The organism is Desulfobacterales bacterium, assembly GCA_034520365.1.
In the GTDB taxonomy this organism is placed as follows: domain Bacteria; phylum Desulfobacterota; class Desulfobacteria; order Desulfobacterales; family Desulfosalsimonadaceae; genus M55B175.
Genome location: JAXHNP010000002.1, coordinates 605,064 through 628,076 on the forward strand (window position 1 = coordinate 605,064; position 23,013 = coordinate 628,076).

General features: G+C 51.7%; 21 protein-coding genes and 1 tRNA gene. 11 read left to right on the top strand and 11 right to left on the bottom strand.

Features of this window, described 5'->3' with window-relative positions; genetic code table 11:
* The first annotated feature begins 192 nt into the window (after window positions 1-192).
* The 3 genes from U5L07_03045 to U5L07_03055 all read left to right on the top strand — a co-directional run bounded on the left by U5L07_03045 (window position 193) and on the right by U5L07_03055 (window position 3,051).
* Window positions 193-975 (top strand): prepilin peptidase, encoded by a 783-nt coding sequence (locus tag U5L07_03045; GenBank protein MDZ7830709.1) that lies wholly within the window; start codon window positions 193-195, stop codon window positions 973-975.
* 411 nt (window positions 976-1,386) lie between these two features.
* The gene (locus U5L07_03050) at window positions 1,387-1,656 is read left to right on the top strand and encodes an HU family DNA-binding protein (protein ID MDZ7830710.1); all 270 of its coding nucleotides are present in this window, start codon (window positions 1,387-1,389) and stop codon (window positions 1,654-1,656) included.
* Window positions 1,657-1,734: 78 nt separating this feature from the next.
* Window positions 1,735-3,051: a DUF401 family protein gene (locus U5L07_03055; protein ID MDZ7830711.1), complete on the top strand. Its 1,317-nt coding sequence runs from the start codon at window positions 1,735-1,737 to the stop codon at window positions 3,049-3,051.
* A 270-nt stretch (window positions 3,052-3,321) separates the two neighbouring features.
* Here U5L07_03055 and U5L07_03060 read toward each other — a convergent pair whose 3' ends face one another.
* Window positions 3,322-3,519, bottom strand: coding sequence for a hypothetical protein (locus U5L07_03060; GenBank protein MDZ7830712.1), 198 nt, complete (start codon window positions 3,517-3,519; stop codon window positions 3,322-3,324).
* A gap of 369 nt (window positions 3,520-3,888) precedes the next feature.
* On the opposite strand from U5L07_03060, the gene U5L07_03065 reads away from it, so the two are divergent.
* Together U5L07_03065 and ndk are read left to right on the top strand one after the other, a co-directional pair.
* Complete coding sequence (locus U5L07_03065) at window positions 3,889-4,341, top strand: four helix bundle protein (protein MDZ7830713.1); 453 nt, start codon at window positions 3,889-3,891, stop codon at window positions 4,339-4,341.
* 143 nt (window positions 4,342-4,484) lie between these two features.
* On the top strand, window positions 4,485-4,904 hold the full coding sequence (gene ndk / locus U5L07_03070) for a nucleoside-diphosphate kinase (GenBank protein ID MDZ7830714.1): 420 nt from the start codon (window positions 4,485-4,487) through the stop codon (window positions 4,902-4,904).
* A gap of 345 nt (window positions 4,905-5,249) precedes the next feature.
* Here the strand turns inward: ndk and lepA are convergent, their stop codons facing one another.
* Window positions 5,250-7,043 (bottom strand): translation elongation factor 4, encoded by a 1,794-nt coding sequence (lepA, locus tag U5L07_03075; protein MDZ7830715.1) that lies wholly within the window; start codon window positions 7,041-7,043, stop codon window positions 5,250-5,252.
* 125 nt (window positions 7,044-7,168) lie between these two features.
* Between lepA and U5L07_03080 the strand changes: the two genes are divergently transcribed.
* Entirely contained in the window at window positions 7,169-7,690 is a 522-nt protein-coding gene (locus U5L07_03080) for a four helix bundle protein (GenBank protein MDZ7830716.1), read from the top strand.
* A gap of 83 nt (window positions 7,691-7,773) precedes the next feature.
* Window positions 7,774-8,685, top strand: a complete 912-nt coding sequence (locus tag U5L07_03085; protein MDZ7830717.1) for a diguanylate cyclase — start codon at window positions 7,774-7,776, stop codon at window positions 8,683-8,685.
* A gap of 4 nt (window positions 8,686-8,689) precedes the next feature.
* Here U5L07_03085 and U5L07_03090 read toward each other — a convergent pair whose 3' ends face one another.
* The 4 genes from U5L07_03090 to U5L07_03105 form a co-directional block, all read right to left on the bottom strand.
* Window positions 8,690-9,682, bottom strand: a complete 993-nt coding sequence (locus tag U5L07_03090; GenBank protein MDZ7830718.1) for a rhomboid family intramembrane serine protease — start codon at window positions 9,680-9,682, stop codon at window positions 8,690-8,692.
* Window positions 9,683-9,744: 62 nt separating this feature from the next.
* Entirely contained in the window at window positions 9,745-10,617 is an 873-nt protein-coding gene (gene nadC, locus U5L07_03095) for a carboxylating nicotinate-nucleotide diphosphorylase (GenBank protein ID MDZ7830719.1), read from the bottom strand.
* 2 nt (window positions 10,618-10,619) lie between these two features.
* Window positions 10,620-13,286 (bottom strand): valine--tRNA ligase, encoded by a 2,667-nt coding sequence (locus tag U5L07_03100; protein ID MDZ7830720.1) that lies wholly within the window; start codon window positions 13,284-13,286, stop codon window positions 10,620-10,622.
* A 468-nt stretch (window positions 13,287-13,754) separates the two neighbouring features.
* Window positions 13,755-14,378: a hypothetical protein gene (locus tag U5L07_03105; protein ID MDZ7830721.1), complete on the bottom strand. Its 624-nt coding sequence runs from the start codon at window positions 14,376-14,378 to the stop codon at window positions 13,755-13,757.
* A 187-nt stretch (window positions 14,379-14,565) separates the two neighbouring features.
* Between U5L07_03105 and U5L07_03110 the strand changes: the two genes are divergently transcribed.
* A complete protein-coding gene (locus U5L07_03110; GenBank protein MDZ7830722.1) occupies window positions 14,566-15,315 on the top strand; it encodes a 16S rRNA (uracil(1498)-N(3))-methyltransferase in 750 nt (249 codons plus the stop codon).
* Window positions 15,316-15,357: 42 nt separating this feature from the next.
* Window positions 15,358-15,433: transfer RNA gene (locus U5L07_03115), tRNA-Phe, on the top strand.
* A gap of 117 nt (window positions 15,434-15,550) precedes the next feature.
* Here U5L07_03115 and U5L07_03120 read toward each other — a convergent pair.
* The 5 genes from U5L07_03120 to U5L07_03140 all read right to left on the bottom strand — a co-directional run bounded on the left by U5L07_03120 (window position 15,551) and on the right by U5L07_03140 (window position 19,508).
* Window positions 15,551-15,784 (bottom strand): S16 family serine protease, encoded by a 234-nt coding sequence (locus U5L07_03120; GenBank protein ID MDZ7830723.1) that lies wholly within the window; start codon window positions 15,782-15,784, stop codon window positions 15,551-15,553.
* On the bottom strand, window positions 15,693-16,445 hold the full coding sequence (locus tag U5L07_03125; GenBank protein MDZ7830724.1) for a PglZ domain-containing protein: 753 nt from the start codon (window positions 16,443-16,445) through the stop codon (window positions 15,693-15,695). The genes U5L07_03120 and U5L07_03125 overlap by 92 nt, the downstream gene beginning before the upstream one ends.
* Window positions 16,446-16,464: 19 nt before the next feature.
* Window positions 16,465-17,931, bottom strand: coding sequence for an ATP-binding protein (locus U5L07_03130; protein MDZ7830725.1), 1,467 nt, complete (start codon window positions 17,929-17,931; stop codon window positions 16,465-16,467).
* A 549-nt stretch (window positions 17,932-18,480) separates the two neighbouring features.
* A complete protein-coding gene (locus U5L07_03135) occupies window positions 18,481-18,963 on the bottom strand; it encodes a permease (protein ID MDZ7830726.1) in 483 nt (160 codons plus the stop codon).
* Window positions 18,960-19,508, bottom strand: a complete 549-nt coding sequence (locus tag U5L07_03140; GenBank protein MDZ7830727.1) for a permease — start codon at window positions 19,506-19,508, stop codon at window positions 18,960-18,962. Before U5L07_03140 ends, U5L07_03135 begins: the two co-directional genes overlap by 4 nt.
* A gap of 318 nt (window positions 19,509-19,826) precedes the next feature.
* Here U5L07_03140 and U5L07_03145 point away from each other — a divergent pair, with 318 nt between their 5' ends.
* Together U5L07_03145 and U5L07_03150 are read left to right on the top strand one after the other, a co-directional pair.
* Window positions 19,827-22,097: a hypothetical protein gene (locus U5L07_03145; protein ID MDZ7830728.1), complete on the top strand. Its 2,271-nt coding sequence runs from the start codon at window positions 19,827-19,829 to the stop codon at window positions 22,095-22,097.
* A gap of 318 nt (window positions 22,098-22,415) precedes the next feature.
* Entirely contained in the window at window positions 22,416-23,012 is a 597-nt protein-coding gene (locus tag U5L07_03150; protein MDZ7830729.1) for a hypothetical protein, read from the top strand.
* Window position 23,013: the final 1 nt, after the last annotated feature.

The following is a 23,013-nucleotide window of genomic DNA, read 5'->3' on the forward strand; positions in this document are numbered from 1 at the left end:
GCGGGCCCGGCGGACATATCCGCTCCCTCCCTATAATAATCCCTGCAATCTTCAATACCAGCGAACAGATGTCAATAATAAAAAAACATCTTAACCTGACGCCGCACTTGTGCTATGACAGGCAAGGCTTGCGGATTTATAAAACACGCGGGGGTACCCGCCCATCCAATCAACGCAATAGTATTTCAACAGATGACAGCCTATCCTCTCATATTGATCATGGCCTTTATCGCCGGGGCCTGCATCGGCAGCTTTTTAAATGTCTGCATCGCCCGCATTCCGCGTGCCGAATCCCTTGCCTTCCCGGGTTCCAACTGCCCCGCCTGCCGCCATTCCATCCGTTTCTATGACAATATTCCGATTCTAAGCTATATCTGGCTGCGGGGCAAATGCCGGCATTGCAGCCAGCCGATATCGTTTCGCTACCCTATGGTCGAAGCCCTCACCGGTCTGATGGCCGCGGTGGTGATCCTATATTTCGGCCTGAGCGTGGATGCCCTGATCTATTTTATACTGATCTGCGCATTCATTATTGTCATCTATATTGATCTGGACCACCAGATCATACCGGACGGCATCTCCCTGCCCGGCATTCCCATTGGCTTTGCCGCCTCTTTTTTCCTGGATCGGCTGAGTTATATCGATTCGATTATCGGCATTCTCCTGGGCGGCGGCCTCCTTTTTGCCATCGCCTGGGGCTATTATTTAATCACCCGCAAAGAGGGCATGGGCGGCGGCGACATCAAACTGCTGGCCATGATCGGGGCTTTTTTGGGATGGCAGGGCGTTTGTTTCACGATTTTTATCGCATCAGTTACCGGCACCCTAACCGGTGTCCTGCTTATGCTGCTTGCCCGGAAAGATTTAAAATTTGCCCTGCCCTTTGGACCGTTTCTTTCCATCGGGGCTATCGTGTACCTGTTTCTCGGCCCCCGGCTAATCGCTTGGTATTTTTATGGCATTGCGCCATTTTAGGCGAAAGCCTGATCAACCGGCATTAGTTCTTTCAGGATAAAAATTAAAATATAAATTTCAGCGGCTTAATATATAGTTAACTTTTTTCATTGCCAAAAATTATAAGCTGACCGCATCGATACAAACGCTATGACGGCAAACGGCATATCGGAATTTTGCTTGACACGTGAAATTCATGTAAGTAAGGTCTGTTTATACTACTGATCGCTGTTGATGGCGCCATTTAAGCGGCCGGCGATCCGGGGCGATATCCAATTTATTGATTCGATTTATTAAATTGATGATTTAATACCGTATGATAGGGTAGGAAAAATCGCCTGATCATATAAAACCCGGTATTCGGGTTCAAGTTACGGAAGGGGCCAAACGAGTCTTTTAATCCATTTGAACAACAAAGAAAGGAGTCATGCGGTGAACAAAAAAGATTTAGTCAACGAGGTGGCAAAAGTCGTCAGTACCAAGAAGGAAGCCCAGGCAGCCGTGGATTGCATGTTATCCACCATCACTGATGCCATGAAAAAAGGAGATTCCGTCACATTGGTCGGATTTGGGACATTCAAACCGGTAAAACGGGAGGCCAGAAAAGGCCGCAACCCGCAGACTGGCGCCCCCATCGACATCAAAGCCAGAAAAGTGCCCAAATTTACTCCCGGCAAGGCGCTCAAAGACGCCGTCAGTTAATTCTCCCGTCAGTCAATCTTTCACCAGGCTTTTAATTATGCCTCAATGTTCGGTTGAAACAATCGGCTTGAGGCATAATTGCTTCAACTGACCGCACCGGACATGCCCATCCTTGATCACATCCCGGCGATTATCCGCGTCTGCATTGTTTTTGCGGCGATTCTTTTTGCCATCCGCAAAAAATTCTCCCTGGGAAACGCATTTCTGTTGGGCGCCCTGCTGTTAAGCCTTCTGTTTACCATGCCGGTGCTAAACCTGCTGGCTGCCTCAGGAAAAGCGGTGATCTATCCAAAAACCCTTTCATTGGCCCTGATCGTCGCCCTCATACTGATCTTAAGCAGCAGCATGGAACAAACCGGACAAATGCAGCGGATGCTGGATGCCTTCAAAGGCTTGCTCGCCAATCCCCGGCTAAACCTTATCGTGTTCCCCGCCCTGATCGGTCTGCTGCCCATGCCCGGCGGCGCGGTATTCTCGGCGCCAATGGTCAAACAACTCGGCGAGGACTCGAATTTATCCGGCAGCCAGTTGAGTTTTACCAATTACTGGTTCCGGCATATTTGGGAATACTGGTGGCCGCTCTATCCCGGGATTCTTCTGGCCACCGTATTGGCAGATGTCAATCTGGCCCTGTTGGTATTGATCATGTCTCCGCTAACCGTGATTGCCGTTTCCTTTGGCTACACGATCCTAAAACAGGCCGGTGCGGACGCCCCCGATGCCAAGCCCGCAGGCCATCGCCCGGCTATGCCGTTCTGGATCGAATTGCTGCCGATTCTTATTGTGATCGTTCCGGGGCTCTTGATGGGCCTGCTTATATCCCGGCTCGCTCCGGAAATCCACGTCGGAAAAGAGATTGGTCTGATCATTTCGCTTTTCCTTGCCATCGGATGGGTGGCGCATAAAAACCGCCAGGGCATTCTCCTGCTGTTTAAACGCTCAGCCAGCCGGGAGCTTTTGAAGATGGTGTATATGATACTCGCCATTCTTGTTTTCAAGGAGATCCTGGAAAAAAGCGGAGCGGTGGAAATGATCAGCGAGGAACTGATCATGTTAAAAATCCCCATTTTTTTGATCGCCCTTGTGCTGCCCTTTCTGGTGGGCACAATCACCGGGATCACTGTGGCGTTTGTGGGCAGCACGTTTCCGATTTTAATCCCCTTGATCCATTCCCTGGATCCCGGCGCCTCCCTGATGCCCTATATCATGCTGGCCATGACCTGCGGGTTTGCGGGCGTACTCATCTCCCCGCTGCATCTTTGCCTGATTCTCTCAAATGAATACTTTAAGGCGGATATGAAGGCCGTCTACCGGCTCCTCTGGCTGCCGTGCCTTGGCCTCATTATGGTGAGCTGTCTTTATTTTTTCGGGCTGCAGTTGTTTTTTGGACAATAGAAGACTTTAGAAGTTTTGGGTATTGGGTGTTGGGTATTAGGTGTTGGGTGTAAAGTTCAAGGTTTCAGTGTTCAGTGTTCAGGCTTCTAAGGAACTTTATCGTACTCAGTCCCGCGAGAGCGGGACGGTTCTCGTACTCGTACTCGTACTCGTTAAAATTAAAAGCCGATTACGAGCACGAGTACGAATCAGTAGGGTGGATAAGCGAAAGCGCATCCGCCAAATATTTTTGAGATCACAGTTTAAAAGACTTAGTGCCTCAGCCCTTACCTAGCAGCAGGTGCTGGATGTACCGCACCCCCCGCAGCCGCCGGCAGACGGCTGGAAGCTGGATGTGATTTCAAAACCGACATTTTTGAAATCAACAGTCACGGGCTGCGCCTCAGCCAGCAATTCTTTGTTGGCAACAAACTGAAACCCGTTAATATCAAACACCTTGTCTTGTTCTGTTGGGTCATCCAGACCCAAAGCCAGTGACGGCCCGCCTCACCCAGCGGAATTCAAAAACAGCCGAATCGGGCGTATTTCCTTATCCTGAAAAAACTCCTTAATTTTTTCCTGTGCGGATTCGGTGACTTCAAACATGATTCCCTCCTATGCATAAATAAAAATGATAAAATTTTTTCTCCTGAAGAAAAATGTAAAAGAAGTTAGTCACATAAGAAGCCGCTGTCAACCATTTTATTCACTGCCGCCCAAAAAACCGGGGGGGCAGCTACCTAAGCGAGTCAATATACGTGACAATAATAACCTGACAACGTTGATCATCGCCAGGGCTAATTTGTTCTGTATCCAAATCGAAATCGCTATCGGGATCGGGATCGAAATCGAAAAAATATGACCCTTGGACACGAAAAACTGGACGTCTATCGCCTTTCAATAGGCTACGTTGCATGGGTTTACGAGAAGGCCGACAGCCTGAACGGAGTCCATCGGCCCGCCCGGGATCAATGGCTTCGGGCCAGCCAGTCGATACCGCTCAATATCGCCGAAGGTAATGGCAAGACCGCGGAAGCCGACCGAAGGCGTTATTTCGAAATCGCTCGTGGCTCCGCGCTTGAGTGCGCGGCGATTCAAGATGTGCTGGTTGTCGGCAAGGCGCTGGACAAGATGGAAAGCCGGAACCGCAAGGATGAACTCGACCGTATGGCCGCGATGCTCAGCCGTCTCGGCGGAAGAGGATACCAAGTTCGAGAGGATCAGGAAGTCTACAGCATCGATTTCGATCCCGATAGCGATTTCGATCCCGATTTCGATCCCGATAGCGAAGAAAACGAATCCCAACCTTAGCGTTAACAGGACCGGGGGTATGGATTTGGCGTTAGAACAAATTAGCCGTGGATCATCGCCGACATGGCTTGACTTCATAGGGGGCCGTCTGATAGAGGAAGCATTTCAATTTACCGACCAAACCAAATGAAAGGAGTAAGCATATGGAGCGCACACTATCAATTATAAAGCCGGACGGGGTGCAGCAGGGGCTGATCGGCGAGGTCATCAAGCGGTTTGAGGCCAATAATATCCGAATTGTCGCCATGAAAATGCTTCAAATGGATAAGGAGCAGGCCAAGGGGTTTTATGCCGTCCATAAGGAGCGCCCGTTTTTTGACAGCCTGACCGATTTCATGTCCTCCGGCCCGATCGTGGTCATGGTCCTTGAAGGCGAGCAGGTAATCGAGAAAAACCGCACGTTAATGGGGGCCACCAATTACAAGGAAGCAGCTGAAGGGACCATCCGCCGGGATTTTGCCACGGATATCGAAAAAAACGTGGTGCACGGCTCCGATTCCCCGGAAACCGCGGAATTTGAAATCAACTATTTCTTTAACAGCTTTGAAATCTGCGGCAAATAATTTCCCGGATCAATGCCGTTAATTTAAGACCCAAAATGGACTCGGCTGTCATTTCTGGATGCGATCGAGTCATTGAACCGTGAACTGTGAACTCGAAACATTTGGCGGATGCGCTGTCGCTTATCCGCCCTACTGATTCGTACTATAGCAAACAAGATTTCTCGGCGCTCACGCGCCTCGGAATGACATCAGCCAAAGCTTCTGGAGTAAATATTATTTTTGAGATGGCAAAGCAAAATGTTCAAGATCGCGGCGCGCAAATCCCGAGGAATGCATCGTACTGACTCGTACGTGAAATTCCGAGGGATGCAGCGCAACAAAGATATTGGACTTTTTGCGAAGCCATCAATCCTTACTCTTTAACACCGCCAGGAAAGCCGACTGCGGAATCATCACGTCCCCGGCCATCTTCATCCGCTTCTTGCCCTTTTTCTGATTCTCCAGAAGCTTGCGCTTCCGGGTCACGTCTCCGCCGTAGCATTTGGCGGTGACATCCTTGCGATAGGCGTTAATCGTCTTTCGGGCGATGACTTTGGCGCCAATGGCTCCCTGCAGCGCAATCTTGAACATATGCCGCGGGATTTCATCCCGCAGCTTTTCACACGCGTACTTGGCCCGCTCCACGGCCTTATCCCTGTGGACCAGCTGGGACAGGGCATCCACGCGCTCGCCATTTACAAGGATATCGAGTTTCACCAGATCGGATTCCCGGTAATCAATGATTTCATAGTCAAAAGAGCCGTATCCCTGGGTCACGGTTTTGAGCTTGTCATAGAAATCATAAACAACCTCGGCCAGCGGCAGCTCAAATATCATCTCCAGCCGGTTGCTGGTAAAATACTGGTAATTCGTATTAACACCCCTTCGTTCGAGGCAAAGGTTCATCACAACGCCCATGTAGCTGTCCGGGACAATAATGGATGCCCGGATGTAGGGCTCCCGGGTGGCGGCAAGTTTCCCCGGATCCGGGTAATCCGCCGGATTGTCGATGATCTGCCTTGTGCCGTCGATGTATTCGATCTCATACTCCACAGACGGCGCCGTGATAATGAGCGAGAGATCGTATTCCCGTTCCAGGCGCTGCTGCACCACCTCCAGATGAAGGAGTCCCAGAAATCCGCACCGAAAACCGAATCCCAACGCCACGGAGGAGTCTTTCTGATAAATCAGGGATGCATCATTTAGCTTTAATTTGTCCAGAGCGGCCGCAAGCTCAGGATAATCATCTGTAGAAACCGGATAAATGGAGGAGAACACCACCGGCTTGGACTCCTGGAATCCGCTTAAGGGTTTGTCGCAGGGCGCTTTTTTATGCGTAATCGTATCCCCGCACCGGGTGTCGCCAACTGTCTTGATGCCGGCAATCAGATACCCGACCCGGCCGGCGGCCACCTCTTTCTGGGGTACGCGCTTTAGCTGGAACATCCCCACCTCTTCCACTGTATAGGAGGCCCGGTTGAACATGAACATGATTTCATCGCCCGGCCTCACCCGACCATCCAGTACGCGGAAATGCACGATGGTGCCCCTGAACTGATCATAATGCGAATCAAAGATAAGGGCCTTTAAAGGCGCCTCCGGATTTCCGACCGGCGGCGGCAGCCGGGTAATAATCGCCTCAAAAATATCCTCAATGCCGATCCCCTCCTTGGCGGAGCAAAGAATCGCCTCATCCGGGTCCAGGCCGAGGTCTTCGGCGATCTGCTCCTTAACGTTTTCCACTTCAGCCGAGGGCAGATCAATTTTATTGATCACCGGGATAATCTCTAAGTCATTGCCAACCGCCAGATACATATTGGCGATGGTCTGGGCCTCCACGCCCTGGCTTGCGTCAATCAGAAGCAGTGCTCCCTCGCAGGACGCAAGCGCCCGGGATACCTCATAGCTGAAATCCACGTGTCCGGGGGTATCAATCAGGTTCAAATAATACAGCCGGCCGTCCGAGGCCGTGTAAGGCAGACAGATGGTCTGGCTCTTTATGGTAATGCCCCGCTCTCTTTCGATATCCATGTTGTCCAGGATCTGATCCATAAAATCCCTGTCCGCGACTATATCCGCGGTTTGGATCAACCGGTCGGACAGGGTGGATTTACCATGGTCGATATGGGCGATGATACTGAAATTCCTTATATTATCCATTTGGCTATCCGTTTTTCGCCTGTTTGGCGAAAAGAAATTTGACATATTTTGATTTGGCGTGATATATATTAGCACTTAATCTTTTTGAGAACACGCATACTTATCAATTATCCGGATTCATGTCAATGCGTCTTTCAATCCCTTACACGGCTAATTTGTTCTGTATCCAAATCGAAATCGCTATCGGGATCGGGATCGAAAAAAATATGACCCTTGAACACGAAAAACTGGACGTCTATCGCCTTTCAATAGGCTACGTTGCATGGGTTTACGAGAAGGCCGACAGCCTGAACGAAGTCCATCGGCCCGCCCGGGATCAATGGCTTCGGGCCAGCCAGTCGATACCGCTCAATATCGCCGAAGGTAATGGCAAGACCGCGGAAGCCGACCGAAGGCGTTACTTCGAAATCGCTCGTGGCTCCGCGCTTGAGTGCGCGGCGATTCAAGATGTGCTGGTTGTCGGCAAGGCGCTGGACAAGATGGAAAGCCGGAACCGCAAGGATGAACTCGACCGTATGGCCGCGATGCTCAGCCGTCTCGGCGGAAGAGGATACCAAGTTCGAGAGGATCAGGAAGTCTACAGCATCGATTTCGATCCCGATCCCGATTTCGATCCCGATAGCGAAGAAAACGAATCCCAACCTTAGCGTTAACAGGACCGGGGGTATGGATTTTGCGGTTAGAACAAATTAGCCGTGCAATCCCTTAAAAAAGCAGCGGGCAGCGCTATATGTCGGCCAGAATTTTAATCGTTGATGATGATCCGGCGGTTAGGGATTCCATCCATGAGTTCCTGACCATCATGGAATATCAGGCATATGCCGTGGGCAGCGCGGAAGAGGCCATGGAGCTTCTCCGCAGCCAGCATATGGATGTTATTATCACCGACATCATCATGGACGGCATGGACGGACTGGAGCTGACCCGCCATATCAAGGGACACTATGACAGTGATATAATCGTCATCACCGGCTACACCGGTGACTACACCTATGAGGAAGCGATTTACAAGGGCGCGGATGATTTTGTTTTCAAGCCCATCAAGTTCGAGGAGCTTCAGCTGCGCTTAAAGCGCGTTTTGCGGGAACGCCGCCTGACCCAGGAGCGGGCCCTGATTCTTGAACAGTTAAAGGAACTGGCCATCACCGACGATCTGACCAAGCTGTTCAACTCCCGCCATTTCTACAATCAAATCGATCAGGAGGTCAATCGGTACCACCGCTATAAGCGGCCGTTCTCCATCCTGCTCATTGATGTGGACCACTTCAAACATTTCAATGATACTTACGGGCATCTGGAGGGAGACCGGATTCTCAGGCGGGTGGCGCGCATGATCACTTCATGCATGCGGACCATGGACACCGCCTATCGATACGGCGGCGAGGAGTTTACAGTCCTTCTGCCGGAAACCGCCTGCGATGCCGCCCTGACCGTGGCGGAACGGATCAAAGAAGCGGTTAATACGGAAACCCTTGATCATATCAATGATTCGAAAGTGACTGTCAGCATCGGGGTTACCGAGTATACGGATACGGATTCGGTTTCAGACCTGGTCAAACGGGCGGATCGCGCCATGTACATCGCCAAGCAGAATGGCCGCAACCGCATCGCCCATCTGCTGCCGGAACAGCCGCCCGGCTGACCCTTTACCGGTGCTGATTAAAGGGCTGTTCAATCTTTACGCTTAAATACAGATCCCCCCTCTCCCCGTCCGGTGCCTGCCTGCCCAGCCCCCGCAGCCGCAGCACATTGCCATCCTTTATGCCCGGCGGAATAGTGACCCGATAGAACCGGTTATAAAACCCCCATGGGATATTAACGGTTTTTCTCGCACCGGCTGCCGCTTCATAGGGTGTAATGCCTATGGTTTCATAAAGGTCTATATCCTGGCCGCGACCGGACGGCTGGATCATCTGGAGCCGCGGCGACTTTTTCTTCTGCATGGAGGCCCGCCGCAGGGTATCTCCAAACTTGGTTTCCGGAAAGATCCCCAAAGCTTTTAACGCGAGAACCCCGAAAACAAAACCGCCGATGTGGGCCCACCAGGCAATGCCGCTCATCGCGCCCCCGCCCAGTGTGGCATTAAAAAGCTGCAGGAAAAACCAGAGCCCCAGAAAGAAAAACGCCGGAATCTCGATAAACAATGGAAAAATGAGAATGGGGATAAGCGTTAGAATCCGGGAGTGGGGATAAAGAATAAAATATGCGCCCATGACCCCGGCAATCGCCCCGCTCGCCCCGATAGTGGGGGTGGTGGAGGTCATGTTGAGAAAAAAATGAAACAATCCGGATACAATGCCGGCCAGAAGATAAAACCCCAGATAATAAACCGAGCCCAGCCGATCCTCCACATTGTCGCCGAATATATACAAAGACCACATATTGCCCAGAATATGCAGGAAACTGCCGTGCAAAAACATAAAGGAAAACAGGGAAAAAAGAATTTGGCCGGGCGTAAAATGCGCAGCGATCTGGGGCACCGTGAGTTTGGCCGGCACCAGGCCGTAAGTGTAGACAAATTCGGTGAGCTGGCGTCCCTGGGCCATCTGGACAAAGTAAATCACGACATTGATCCCGATCAGGCAATTATTGACGATCGGATAGTTCCTGGACGGAACGGTGTCGCGAATGGGGATCATGGATCAGGGGTCACCTATGTTGGGTTGTTCTTTTATGTTAACGGTCTGAAGTAAAGCCGTTACTAAGATTCTGCCGGGGCCGACAGCTGGATGCGCATGCTCAAGTCAACAAACCGGGCGGCGTGGATCAAGGCGCCAACGGAAATGATATCAACGCCCATATCAGCCAGGGATTGCAGGCTGCTGCGGGACACCCGGCCGGAAACCTCTATTGAGGCACGGCCCTTGATTTCAGAAACCGCCTGCCGAATATCGGTATCGCTCATATTATCCAGCATAATCACATCCGCGCCCGCTGCAAGCGCTTCTTGAACCTGGTTAAGGCTTGAGACCTCAATTTCAACTTTTAAGAGGTGGGATGCGGCTTGACGGGCGGATGCCACCGCAGTGCGGATATCGCCGAATGCCGCAATATGGTTGTCCTTAATCAGGATGCCGTCATAAAGCCCCATGCGGTGATTGGCTGCCCCGCCCATGCGGACCGCATATTTTTCAAGCGCCCGCCACCCGGGAATAGTCTTGCGGGTATCCACCAGCCGGACCGGCTTTGCCGCAAGCTCCCGGACATAGCCGCGCACATGGGTAGCGATGCCGGATAGCCGCTGCAGAAAATTAAGGGCAATCCGCTCGGCCATTAACAATGAGCGAAAATCGCCCGCAACCCGCGCAATCTCCTGCCCGGCAGGGGCTTCATCCCCATCTGAAGCGAGGGCGGAAAAAGCAACCTTGGGATCAATGCGCTCAAACACCCGGCGCGCCGCCTCAAGCCCGGCGATGACCACCGGCTCCTTGGCAAGAATAACCCCCTCGCCGCTTGAGGGGCGGTCGGGCAGCGCGGCGGTGGTGATATCACCCGGGCCGATGTCCTCGATAATGGCAAGCTCAATCAGCTGATCCAGGTGGTACGGGGCAAGGCTGAAGTCTTCGTTTTCCATGGCTACTGCGAAATCGTTTGTATCATGTGAAGATTGTTTTTAAGCTTTTCCTTTTTTCCCATATACTCGCTGTGCTGGTTCCGGGCCTTTTCAATCACCTCAGCCGGCGCCTTGCTGATAAAGTTTTCATTTTCCAGTTTTTTGGAAAGCGCCTGAAGCTCTTTATCCAGCTTGCCGATTTCCTTTTCAAGCCGCTGGGACTCCTTGGCAAAATCAATAACCCCCTCCAGATAGACCGAGATCACCATATCCGCAACAATGGCTGTGGCCGTGGCCTTTGGCTTTTCCCCTGCAGGCGCCGCATCCAGGGATTCGAGACGCGCCAGGCTGGCGATCAACTCCTGATTGCCCCGGATGAGCGATTGGTGGTCGGCATTGTCGGTCTGAACCAGCACCGACAAATTTAGTGATGGGGCGATATTCATCTCGCCGCGAATATTTCGGATGCCGGTAATAATCTCTATCACAAGATCCATGTCCGCTTCTGCCGCCGGGTCCTTTTTGATTTGATCAAAGTCCGGGGCATCTGACGGATAAACGGCCTCCATGATGGAGCCTTGCGTGCCGGGCAGCAGATGCCAGATCTCTTCGGTGACAAACGGAATAAAAGCATGCAGAAGAATGAGCGTCTCATGCAGAACGCGCCAGGACACGCTCAATGCCGCCTTCTGGCAATCCGCCCCCCATTTGCCGTATAAGGCCGGCTTGGCCGCTTCGAGATACCAGTCGCAGAATTCATGCCATACAAACTGGTAGATCTCATTGGCCGCGGTGTTGAAGTGATATCCGTCAATGGCTTCCGCCATATTATGGGTCACCGTATTCAGGCGCGAGAGCATCCACCGGTCTGCCAGGGATAAAATCGCCGGATCAATGGGCCCGGGCTTTTCCGTCACGTGCATCAGGGTCAGCCGGGCGGCATTCCAGAGTTTGTTGATGAAATTCCGATATCCCTCGATCCGCTTTTCAGAAAGTTTGATGTCCCGGCCCTGGGCGGCAAAGGCGGCCAGGGTAAACCGCAGGGCATCGGTGCCGTATTCCTCGATGATGACCATCGGGTCAATGACATTGCCGGAGGATTTGCTCATTTTCTTGCCGCTTTCATCCCTTACCAGGGCATGGACATAAACATCTTTAAACGGCACCTCCTGCATAAAATGGCAGCCCATCATCATCATCCGGGCCACCCAGAAAAACAAAATATCGAACCCGGTCACCAGGACCGAGGTGGGATAAAAGGTTTGCAGTAATTTGGTCTGATCCGGCCACCCCATAGTGGAAAACGGCCACAGGGCGGAGCTGAACCACGTATCCAGCACATCGGAATCCGGTTCGAGCCGGTCGCTGTCGCAGGCCGGGCATATTTTGGGATCTTCAAACGCCACCGCCAGGTGGCCGCAGTCCGCGCATTTCCATGCCGGAATCGGATGCCCCCACCAGATCTGGCGGGAAATACACCAGTCCCGAATGTTTTCCATCCACTTGTAATAATCATTCTGCCATTTTTCCGGGACAATGCCGGTTTCGCCGTTTTTTACCGCATCAACGGCTTTTTCAGCCAGCGGCCGGGTCCTGACAAACCACTGTTTGGAAAGATTGGGCTCCACAAGGGTCTGGCAGCGGTAGCAGTGGCCGATGCTGTGCTTGTAATCCTCGACTTTTTTGAGCAGGCCCTGATCCTTAAGGTCCGCCACCACCCGGCGCCGGCATTCAAACCGATCCAGACCGGCATAGGCGGCACCGGCCGCCTCCGTCATGCGGCCGTCTTCGCCGATCACCTTAACAGTGGGCAGTTCATGGGTCTTTCCGATTTCAAAGTCATTGGGATCATGGGCCGGGGTGATCTTCAAGGCGCCTGTGCCAAAAGAGACGTCCACATAGGCGTCCGTTATCACCGGGATGTCCCGGTCAGTGAGGGGCAGCCTCACGCTTTTACCATGCAGATGCTGATACCGCCCATCTTCCGGATGAACGGCCACGGCCGTATCCCCCAGCATGGTCTCCGGCCGGGTGGTGGCCACGATAGGGCCGTCGCCGCCATCTGCCATCGGGTAATGGATATGGTAGATATGGCCGTCAGACTCCTCGTGCTCGACTTCAAGCTCCGCAAGCGCGGTCTGGCATCGCGGGCACCAGTTGATAATATAGTTGCCCCGGTAAATGAGGCCGGCTTCATAGAGCTCAACAAACACTTTGCGCACCGCCCGCGAAAGCCCCTCGTCCATGGTGAAGCGCTCCCGGTCCCAGTCGCAGGAGGCCCCCAGCCGTTTTAACTGATTGATAATCGCATCCCCGTATTTCCGGCGCCACTCCCATACGGCCTCGACAAATTTCTCCCGGCCGATCTGGTGCCGATCAATCCCCTTTTCCGCAAGGTTTCTCTCCACCACATTCTGGGTGGCAATGCCCGCATGGTCCGTGCCGGGCATCCAGAGCACATTGTCGCCGCGAAGGCGGCGGTACCGGCAGAGGATATCCTGCAGGGTAATATTCAGGGAATGCCCCATATGCAGCACACCGGTGACATTGGGGGGCGGAATGACAATGGAATACGGCTTCTTTGCGCTATCTTCGGACGCAGCGAACAATCCGTTATTTTCCCAGTATTCATACCATTTGGTTTCAACTTCCTCAGGCGCGTATCCTTTTTTCATTGCTTCTGCTTCCATTTTCAAAAATCCTGCGTGATGGACTCGTAAAAAGTCGATTCTGGGACGGCAAAGAAAAAAGTTCAAGATCGCGGCGCGCAAATCCCGAGGAATGCAGCGTACTGACTCGTACGTGAAATTCCGAGGGATGCAGCGCAACAAAGATATTGGACTTTTTGCGAAGCCGTCCTGCGTGGCACTAAAAAAATGGGGATTAATGCATAACCAACCCCCATTTCAAAAGTTAATTAAACCTAAATTGAGCGATTTTCAAGTTTGCCGCAGATACAAGGAAGATGCAGGCGAGCTATAGTGAACTATGCGAGGCTGCATCTGACGCAGTAGATGCGGTAAAATTGGAAATCCCGGAGGGTTTCAGAGTGTTAAAATATAAATTGGTATAATCCTTTACAAAATCATATTCTTAAAAATCTGAAACGGTCAATTTAGGTTAAACGGTCAATTAATAAGGTTTGCCAAAGGCTGGCGCTACTTCTGTCCGGCCTCAAGCAGTTCCTGCTTCAGCTGTTCCATGGATTCTTTAAGTCGGGCATCGATGATGTCGGCGAACATCTTTTCAAATCGGTCCGCAAACTTCTCCTCGATAACCCGCTCGATGGTGGCTTCCAGTTCCGTGTGAGGGGTGTCCGGCCCGGATGGCCGTTCTGATTCAGCCGCCTCTTCCGGCGGCTGACCGGTTTCCGGGGCAGAAGGCGCGAATTGACCCGTCTCATCCTCTCCGAAGAAATCATCCAGTTCCTGGGAAATATGTTCTTCAACCTCCTCGGATTCTTCTTCATCCAAACTCAGAGGCTCCTGAGGGGTAACTGCGTCTTCCCCTTTGCTTAATGCTGAATCCTCGAAAGTTTCTCCTGCGCCGAATTTTTCAGCTTCGGAGAGATCGAGCGTCTCTCCCTCCTCAGAATCCCCGGTGGCGCTTGAAACCGCCCCCATGGCCTCATCAAGGACCTCTTCGGTTAACTCTATGATTTCTTCATCCTCCTGCGTGGTGCCGATCGCGATATCGGACAACTCAATCACATCTTCGGATGCCCCTGACTCCTGACCTGGCTCCTTATCTTCAGGCCGGTTTTCGGAATTTTCGACCATCATCCCCACCCCTTTGGCATAAAATTATATAAAAGTATCAAAAGATTATCTTATTTTTTTAGCAAAACCGGCAGTTGGTGTCAAGAAAATTGAATTTTCGGTTATTGACGTCAAGACCCGGGCAGCATAATCTCTTTATCAGTATTTCATTTACTTTAAAATACAGAATCCAAAGTTTTTAAAAAAACAAATGCGGCGCTTTTTTACTGAAAACAGACTGTTTCCGGATTCCATGGCTACCATTTCCGGCACCGAGGCCCGGCATATCAAAACCGTGCTGCGCATGCAGCCGGGCGATTTCGTCGAACTCGTGGACGGCTCCGGTTATGCCTATATCGCGGAAATTGAAGAGATAACCGATACCCGCGTGCAGGTTCGGGTGCATGAAAAATATGCCACGGGCTCTGAATCGAATATCAGGGTGACCATGGCGATCGGATTTTTAAAAGAAAAAAAAATGGATCTCCTGGTCCGCCACCTGACCGAACTCGGCATTGCTGTGTTTTTGCCCATAATCACCGCCCGCTCCATCGCCCGGCCGCCTGAAAAACGACTCGCCTCGCGCATTGAGCGGTGGCAGACCATTGCCAAAGAAGCGGTGAAGCAAAGCCAACGCGGCCGTATTCCCGAAATCGCATGGCCAGCCGCTTTTGACGAGGCGCTTGAATTGAGCCAAAAGGCGGATAAAAAGCTCATCTTCTGGGAAAACGCCGAAGCCGCCCTCCCCGCAGCGGATGCGCCGGTTCCTGATACCGCAGAGGCCTTTGTCATGATCGGCCCGGAAGGCGGTTTTACTGAAAAGGAAGCGCTGGCAGCCGCGGATCAGGGGTTTACCCCCCTTACCATGGGCCCTCGCATCCTGCGGGCGGAAACCGCTGCCATTGCCGCTTGCACGCTGATTCAATACCTCTATGGCGATATTCGTAAAAAAAGGCCTTGACAGGCAATCAGGTTATTCTTTATACCACTTATTAAATTTTGGGCCGAGGTAGCTCAGTCGGTAGAGCAGGTGACTGAAAATCCCCGTGTCGGTGGTTCGATTCCGCCCCTCGGCACCAATAAAATCAATGAGTTAAGGCGCCCCCCGCGGTCGCCTTTCTTATTTTTTATGATGTTCATTCATTAAAGGCCTTTTTCCGGCGCATCACTGTCAATGAGGCAGACGATACTCTATGTTACTCCACCCCGAGCGCCTTAAACACCGCATCCACGGGATCTGAATAAAAGCTGGTCTGGAACTTGGCAAAAAGCTCGCCCGGTACGCTGGGGATATCGTTTACATTGCTCATGGGAAGCAGGATCCGCTTTGCCCCGGAGTCAAAGGCCACCTGGAGGGTTTCTGCGATGTTGGCCCCGGGCACGATGTTTCCGCCAAGGCTCATGTCTCCGATCACCACGAGCTGACCCATCACGGGCTTGCCTATAAGCCCGTAGCAGAACGCAATTACGCTGCACAGGGTCAGGAGCCGGGCCGGTGTTGTGGATCTCAACCATGTGCATGTGGCAATCATGGTCTCCCGCCTTGCTAGCGGTGCCTTGATTTTTTGCCAGGATATTTTCGCGCTGCTTTATCGTTGATGTTGGTTTTCCGTCTGCCAGCACATCCCCGTTATCCTTGATCGACAACGTGTCATGCGGCAGCAGCGCTGCCATGCTAAGGGCCGTATATCCGGGCAGCACCCCGAGCATGCCCGAGATCTCCGCCAGAAAGGCGCCTGCCCAGTAGCCGTCAAGCCGCCTGTTGATAATTTCTTTTGCCGGTTTGAAATCCCGCTGTCCGTTTTCAACAACCGCATCCCGCAGGCGGATGTCAATGAGCCAGTCGTTTTCCGGCGCAGGCACTTCATGGGGGGCATACAGCAGATACCGGCCGCTGGTATCCCCGATTTCCAGGCGGATTTTTGCCTCCAGGGGGCTGCACTCATCGAGCCGCAGCACGCAAACATCCTCCATGCCCAGTTCCGGCAGAGCTTCTTCAAACTCCCGCACTCCGTCATACCAGAACACGATCCGGTGCTTTTCCCTGTCAAATATATCGCCCAGGGCTTCTGTTATCTGTTTGGTGTCCATGGGATCACTTTTAATGGTTTTAAGATTTCCCGTTCAGCAATCTGCTGCCTTTTTCAGTGAGACGATATTTCTGCAGCCTGCTTTTGGGCTTTTCCGGTATGGTCATTTCTACAAGCCCATTCTCAAGCGCGGGATGCAGGTAGTTCTTTCGCAATGTCGGCCGGTGCTTGAGTTTCAGCAGATCCCTTATCTCGGCTGATGATAACGGTCCATGCGCCAATATTCTTATGAGCCGGATTACCGGATCACTCGACTGGGTCGCTGACTGGGTCGCTGACTGGGTCGCCGACTGGGTCGTTAAATCCGGTTTTTCCGCAAACGGTTTTAAAGTCAGATAAACCGCACCTCCCGAAAGTGACCATTCCGGATCAGGATTCTTATTTTCCCTGCACCAGTCGATAATGTTTAACGTACCGGTTCCCCATTGCTCAATAATACCCGCCCGGTAAAACACATTGGCTATCAGGGGATTCCAGGGCTTGGACTCATGAGGCTCTGTCAGAATTTCCGGGGTCAGGCCAAAGTGCAGGGAGCCGGGGTTTACAATTTCCATTCGATCATCGTAGATCGCAACAGATACGGATGCACCCGGTATAGCGTAATCCCGGTGACAAATGGCATTTGCCAGAGCCTCCCGCACGGCACGAGGCGGATACTGAGGATGATCCTCCCGTTTCATCCTGCCGGGAATCACTCTTCCTGAAATTTGCATGTGATCCAGGACAAACCTTTCGGCCCGCTCAAGCAGCGAAAACGCATTGCCCCAGTATTTCCGGTTGTCTGAAAAGTCGGCCAGCCGATTTTCTCCCCGGAAACGGGCCAGATGAATTGCGCACTGGGGGTAAAAGGTTTCCAGTTTCTTGCTCTTGCCGTACAATACCACAGCAGCATTGGTCAGCCGCCCGTCAACAATCAGCCCCAGCCCCGTGAGGATGGATTGAGTGTCGATGTTTCTCGGCCTGTCAATCCTCCCGGCCTCTACTGCGTTAGACAGGGTCATCTGGATTTCTTCTTCATCCAGGTCTTTTATGGACACGCCTTTTGCAACCGGTTCGTTTTCCCATCGCCGGGTGGAATGCATGCGGTCCATGAGCCGGCGCTCGTATTCTTCCCGGGGCATGACCCGTGTGGCCGGGCCGGTTCGGATATAGGGCCTGCCGTCATATGTGTATACCCCGCCGCCTCCAGGCACGCGCAGTGCGATAACTGATTTTCCGTTTTCCAGGGTTACGGTTTCGATATCCGGAAAAGCCGGGGGGTCGATCCGGCTGAGTTCGGCGGAAATGGTCTCCATGGTATTTGCGTTGATATCCTGGCCGCGCAGCTCGCCTTTATCCGTAACCCCGAAGAGCACAAACCCGCCCAGCCTGTTTAACATCCCGCAGACTGCCTTCATGGCGGCGGTACGCTGGCCGGTGGAATTTTTGAATTCCATATTTTCGGATTCGCCGGCAGAAATCAGCTTTTTCAGCATTTTCAGGTTCATAGAACGTTTATCGCTTGATCATTTTCCGCAGACTGCCTTGGTTTCTGCAAGCAGGTTGTCGAATTTGGTATAATTGACCTTGACGCCGTCGTCGAGGTCGAGGGTGATTTTCTGGTCTTTAGGATATCGATTAGCAGATGAAACAAATTGATGTGGGAAACCCGGATATCCGGGTGTTTTTCCGCAACCAGCAGGGAACCGGCAACAATCCCGCCGTCATATGTTTTCTTACTATTTTGCTTTGAATGAAGGGGCATGGCGATTTATCGCAAACAAAGGTTAAATTGCCTGAAAATAAATCAAATACCATAAAACCTGGGTGCTTTCCAATGGTTTTCAAAATGATTTGATTTCCCCGCGTAGGGGGTTTCATATTCATATTTACTCATAAACTCATAAGCTATTTCTTAGATTTATAACCGTAATCGGTTTTTAATTTTTTCGAGTACGAGAACGAGAACGAGAACCGTCCCGCTTGCGCGGGACTGAGTACGATTAAATAAATGCAGGAGGGATAAGCGAGAACCCATGCGTCAAATCGACTGCCTGTCAGAAAAACATATTGGCCAATATTCCGGCAATTGGAGGAAAAATCAAAACCAGGCCCAGCCTTAGCAGAGTAAAGCGGTGCCCGATGATAGCGAGCTCAAACATGGTGGTAATCACCCCCCATAATGCCCATCCGGTAACGCAGGCAACTGCGGTGCCGAGTCCCGCGCCCGCCTTGTATATGGTGGCAATGATGGGAAAAGCGATATAGGGGCCCCCGGGAATCAAAGCGCCCCCGATGCTTCCGATAAAAATCCCCTTCAAACCGGCTTCTTCCCCCAGCCAGCTTTTGATCAACTCCGGCGGGATAACCACCTGCATAAATCCGGCCAGTATAAACGCGATAAAAAGCAGGGGCGCGATATTGATAAACGTGTTGCCGGCAATTTTAAAACCCCGCACATGGGAGCCGTCGCCTTTTTTGTAAGCGTAAGCCGAAGCTGCGGCAGCCAAAATAATTAAGATAATAAGGGCGGCAATCAAGTTTCTTCCCCCGCCCCTTGTATATGCCGGATCTGGTCCCTGACTTTATCCACGTAGCCCCTAAAAAAGGTGTTGGCGATAACACCGATGATAATCGGGAATATAAAGGTTACGATGAATCTGATAAAGGTAAGTTCCGGTCCCAGCAAAGCAACCTCCATTGGCAGGCGGCTCAGACTCCAGAGGTTTTTGGCCACCACAAAAGTGACCACCGTGCCTATTTCAGCACCGGAAAGCAGAAAAGAGGCGGCGATCGGATAAAAAATATACGGTCCCCCGGGGACCAGCGCGCCGGCAATACCGCCAAGCATTATCCCTTTCATGCCGGAATCTTTTCCCAGCCATTTCCTTATGGTCTCCCTGGAGACGAGCACCTGAACCATTCCCGCAAGTATAAAAGCGGCTATTAACAGGGGCATGACTTCTATCAGCATTTTTCCCCCGACCATCAGGGCCTGGATAATGATTGCCGGTCCCTGCCGGACAACGCCGACCACGGCCAGAAAGATTGTTATCCCGCACATTGCAAGCACCGTATTTTTCATTCATTCCGATCCTTCCGTATATTGAACAGATCTGCCGGCGTCGTGTAATCCGCAGTTAAAAAATGTTTAAACGCGCCTATATGTTTGTATCCATAAAAATGCTGACCTTCCAAAAAATAAGGTAAACATAACCGTCCGCAAGCTTCTTCGTCATCCCTCACCCTTTTTATGAGAACAATACAGATTCGCAAAAGATGCATATCGGCAGGATATAAGCAATTTAAAAAAAAGTGGATGAGCTTGATGCAGCATTGTGGTATATATTTAAAATAGGCGAGACATTTTTCCGGACCCAAAAAATATTGAGAGGTAGCCACTATGAAGCGTGTCATCTGTATCAGCCTGGGGGAAAGCCGGGTCAATTATGAGTTTGAAACCGAGTTCCTGGGCCAGGATTTTTTTGTCAAACGGGTGGGAACAGATGGCGATTACAGCAAGGCTGAATCCCTTCTGAAATATTGGGATGAAAGAGCCGATGCCATTGGGATCGGCAGCATACGATTTCCCTATACTATAGGGCCGCCCCGGTTAAATACCAAACAGCATAAGTGGATAGCGAAAATGAGCGCCCGGATGTCAACGCCGATAACCACCGGCGATGCATTCCGAAAAGTCTCCTTTGAATGGTCCATCCGGCACCTGCAGTATAAGATGAACGAAATCTTTACCAATGCCCGGGTGATAGTGCTTTCCGGGCTTGTTAACTACAACTTGGCGAGCATACTCTCCGAATTTACCGACAACCTCATCTTTGCCGACCCGTTGCTCGAGCATGGCATACCGAAATTCTTAAATTCGCTAAAGGATGTGGAGCGGTATGCCAACGGCGTGCATGAAGTCCTCCAATACGTGCCGGGCAAGCGCCTGGCCACCTCAACCGTTCCGATAAAAAAATTGAATGAATACCTTCTGCGAAAAGCCATGCAGAAAAACTCTATGATCATGGTGCCTTACCAGGATTTCTATCGCTACATGGAGGTTGCCGGCCTCGAAGAGCTTGGGGGCAAGACGGTGATTTCTTCCACCGTCTATGAGGATCGGGTTGAATTTCTCAGACAGCGCGGGGTAGACATGATTATTGACAATACCCCGAAAATACTTGAAAGAGTTGTGGGCACAAATGTGCTGGAAGCCATGATCACAGCGGCCATGGAGAAACCCAAGGCTGAAATCACCAATGATGAACTCATGGAGATCATCAGTGAGCAGTACCTGGAGCCCCGGATTGTCTATCCGCAGGGAGAAGAGCATCGGGTCAACCGGTTTGCGTTTGTGATACATCCCCTGTCCCAGGATGACTTCAGAAAGGATAAGACGGTTGGCATGTTCACCAAGCTTCCCGGGTTTGCCGACACTCTCGAGAAAGTGATGGCCTATTCCCCGCCGTTTGTTTATTCAAAAATCGAAGGCGTCAAATCCCCCCTGGGCGTCGAAGCCGAAGGGTGGCTGATTAGTGTCGGGGGCACCCCGAAGCAGATGCTGGCCCATTCCCCGGAATTTACCTACAAGCGGCTTCTGCAGGCGGCAAGAATGGCCAAACGATTGGGCGCCCAGATCATGGGCCTTGGCGCCTTTACCAAGGTGGTTGGGGATGCCGGGCTAACTGTTTCCCGAAAAGCTGAAATCCCCATAACAACGGGGAACAGCTACAGCGCCTCGGGCGCGCTTTGGGCGGCGGCAGACGCGGTCCGGCGCATGGGGCTGATAAAGATAGGAAAAGGAAAATTGCTGAATGCCAAAGCCATGGTCATGGGGTCAACCGGTTCCATCGGGGCGGTGTGCTCCCGCCTGCTGGCCCTGGTGGTCAACGACTTGACGCTGGTGGGCCGCAATACCGCTAAACTCCTGGCGCTCAAGGAATCGATCCAGGACGAAATGCCGGATTGCAAGATAACGCTCTCGACCTATGCTGAACAGCATGTTCACGAAATGGACATGATTGTTACCACCACGTCAGGCGCCGGCAAAAAAGTACTGGATATCACCAAAGTCAAGCCTGGATGCGTTATTACGGACGTGGCCCGCCCCCTGGATCTGTCCCCCGAAGATGTGGCCAAGCGCCCGGATGTCCTGGTTATCGAATCCGGTGAAATCGAGCTGCCGGGCGGAAACATCAAGATGAAAAACATCGGGCTGCCTGAAAAGGTGGCTTATGCCTGCCTGGCCGAAACCATTGTCCTGGCACTTGAAGGGCGGTTTGAAGTCTTTACGGTGGGCCGGGAGATCGAATGGGAAAAGGTCAAGGAAATCTACAAGCTGGGGTTGAAGCACGGCATGAAACTGGCGGCCATCTCGGGGCACAAGGGCGTATACACCGATGAGGATATCCAGAAAGTAAAGGAACTCGCCCTGGAAGCCCGGGCCAAAATGGGAATGGAAACGAACAAAGCCGTCGAGGACAAGCCGGCTGAAAAACCGCAAAAGGCATCCACCGCGAAAGCCAGGACTCAAAAAGCCGCGTCCAAAAAGACACCAACGCAAAAAACGGAAGCGAAAAAAACGACAACGAAAAAGACAACCGGCGCTAAGGCCAAATCGGCAGAATCCCCATCAAAAAAAGTTAAAAAAGGAGATGCCCCCTCCTCATAAGCGGCAACCCGATCCCGAATTTAAAACGGTTACCGGCTCCCTTCCCACTCGAACCGGCCATACCATGTAAGACGTATACTTCATGCCCCGGTAGACTTTGGCCCCGCCCAAATGGACATACCATGCCTGTGAAGGCACCCGAACGCAGACAGTCCCTGGTTTTTCCAAACCTCAAACGGCCAGACTGATGTTTAGTTTGCGCAACGTCTCTTAGCTATTATGTTTTAGTCATACAATGTGGCAACAGCAAACGCCATCCTCGAAAAGCTTCACAAACAAGACAAAAAAACCGAACAAAATGAAAAGGAGAGTTTAATTATGAAACGATTTGCGATTCTTGTCACTGCGGTCTTTTTTCTTACCGGTCTGGTGGCGGGTTTTACCGCCAATGCTCAAATGCACGACGGCAATGACCAGCAGACGGAGCAGCACCAGGACATGATGAAGGGCGATATGAAGCCCAGCGGCATGCAAGGCATGAAAAAAGGGAAAACGGGCATGAAACATCACGGTATGATGATGCAAAAACCCATGAAAAAATACATGATGATGGTTCACATGCTGCCGGCCATGCAGGACCAACTATCCCTTAGCCAAGACCAGACGGTAAAACTGATCGACTTGCAGACGAATTTTAAAAAACAGCAGGTGGATTTTGAGGCCAAGCTGACCAAGGAGAAAATGAAAATGAAAAGCCTGCTGGAAAAGGAGGCAGCCGCCGATAAAGTAAAAAATCAAATGTCGACTTGCGCCGGCATCAAAATCGATATGAAGGTTGCCGCCTATGAAACGGCAAAAAAGATGAAGGCCGTGCTCACTGATAAACAGATCGAACAGATGAAAGATATGATGATGCAGCACGGCGGCATGATGAAAGGTGGCATGATGCACGGCGGCGGCATGATGGGAAAATAGG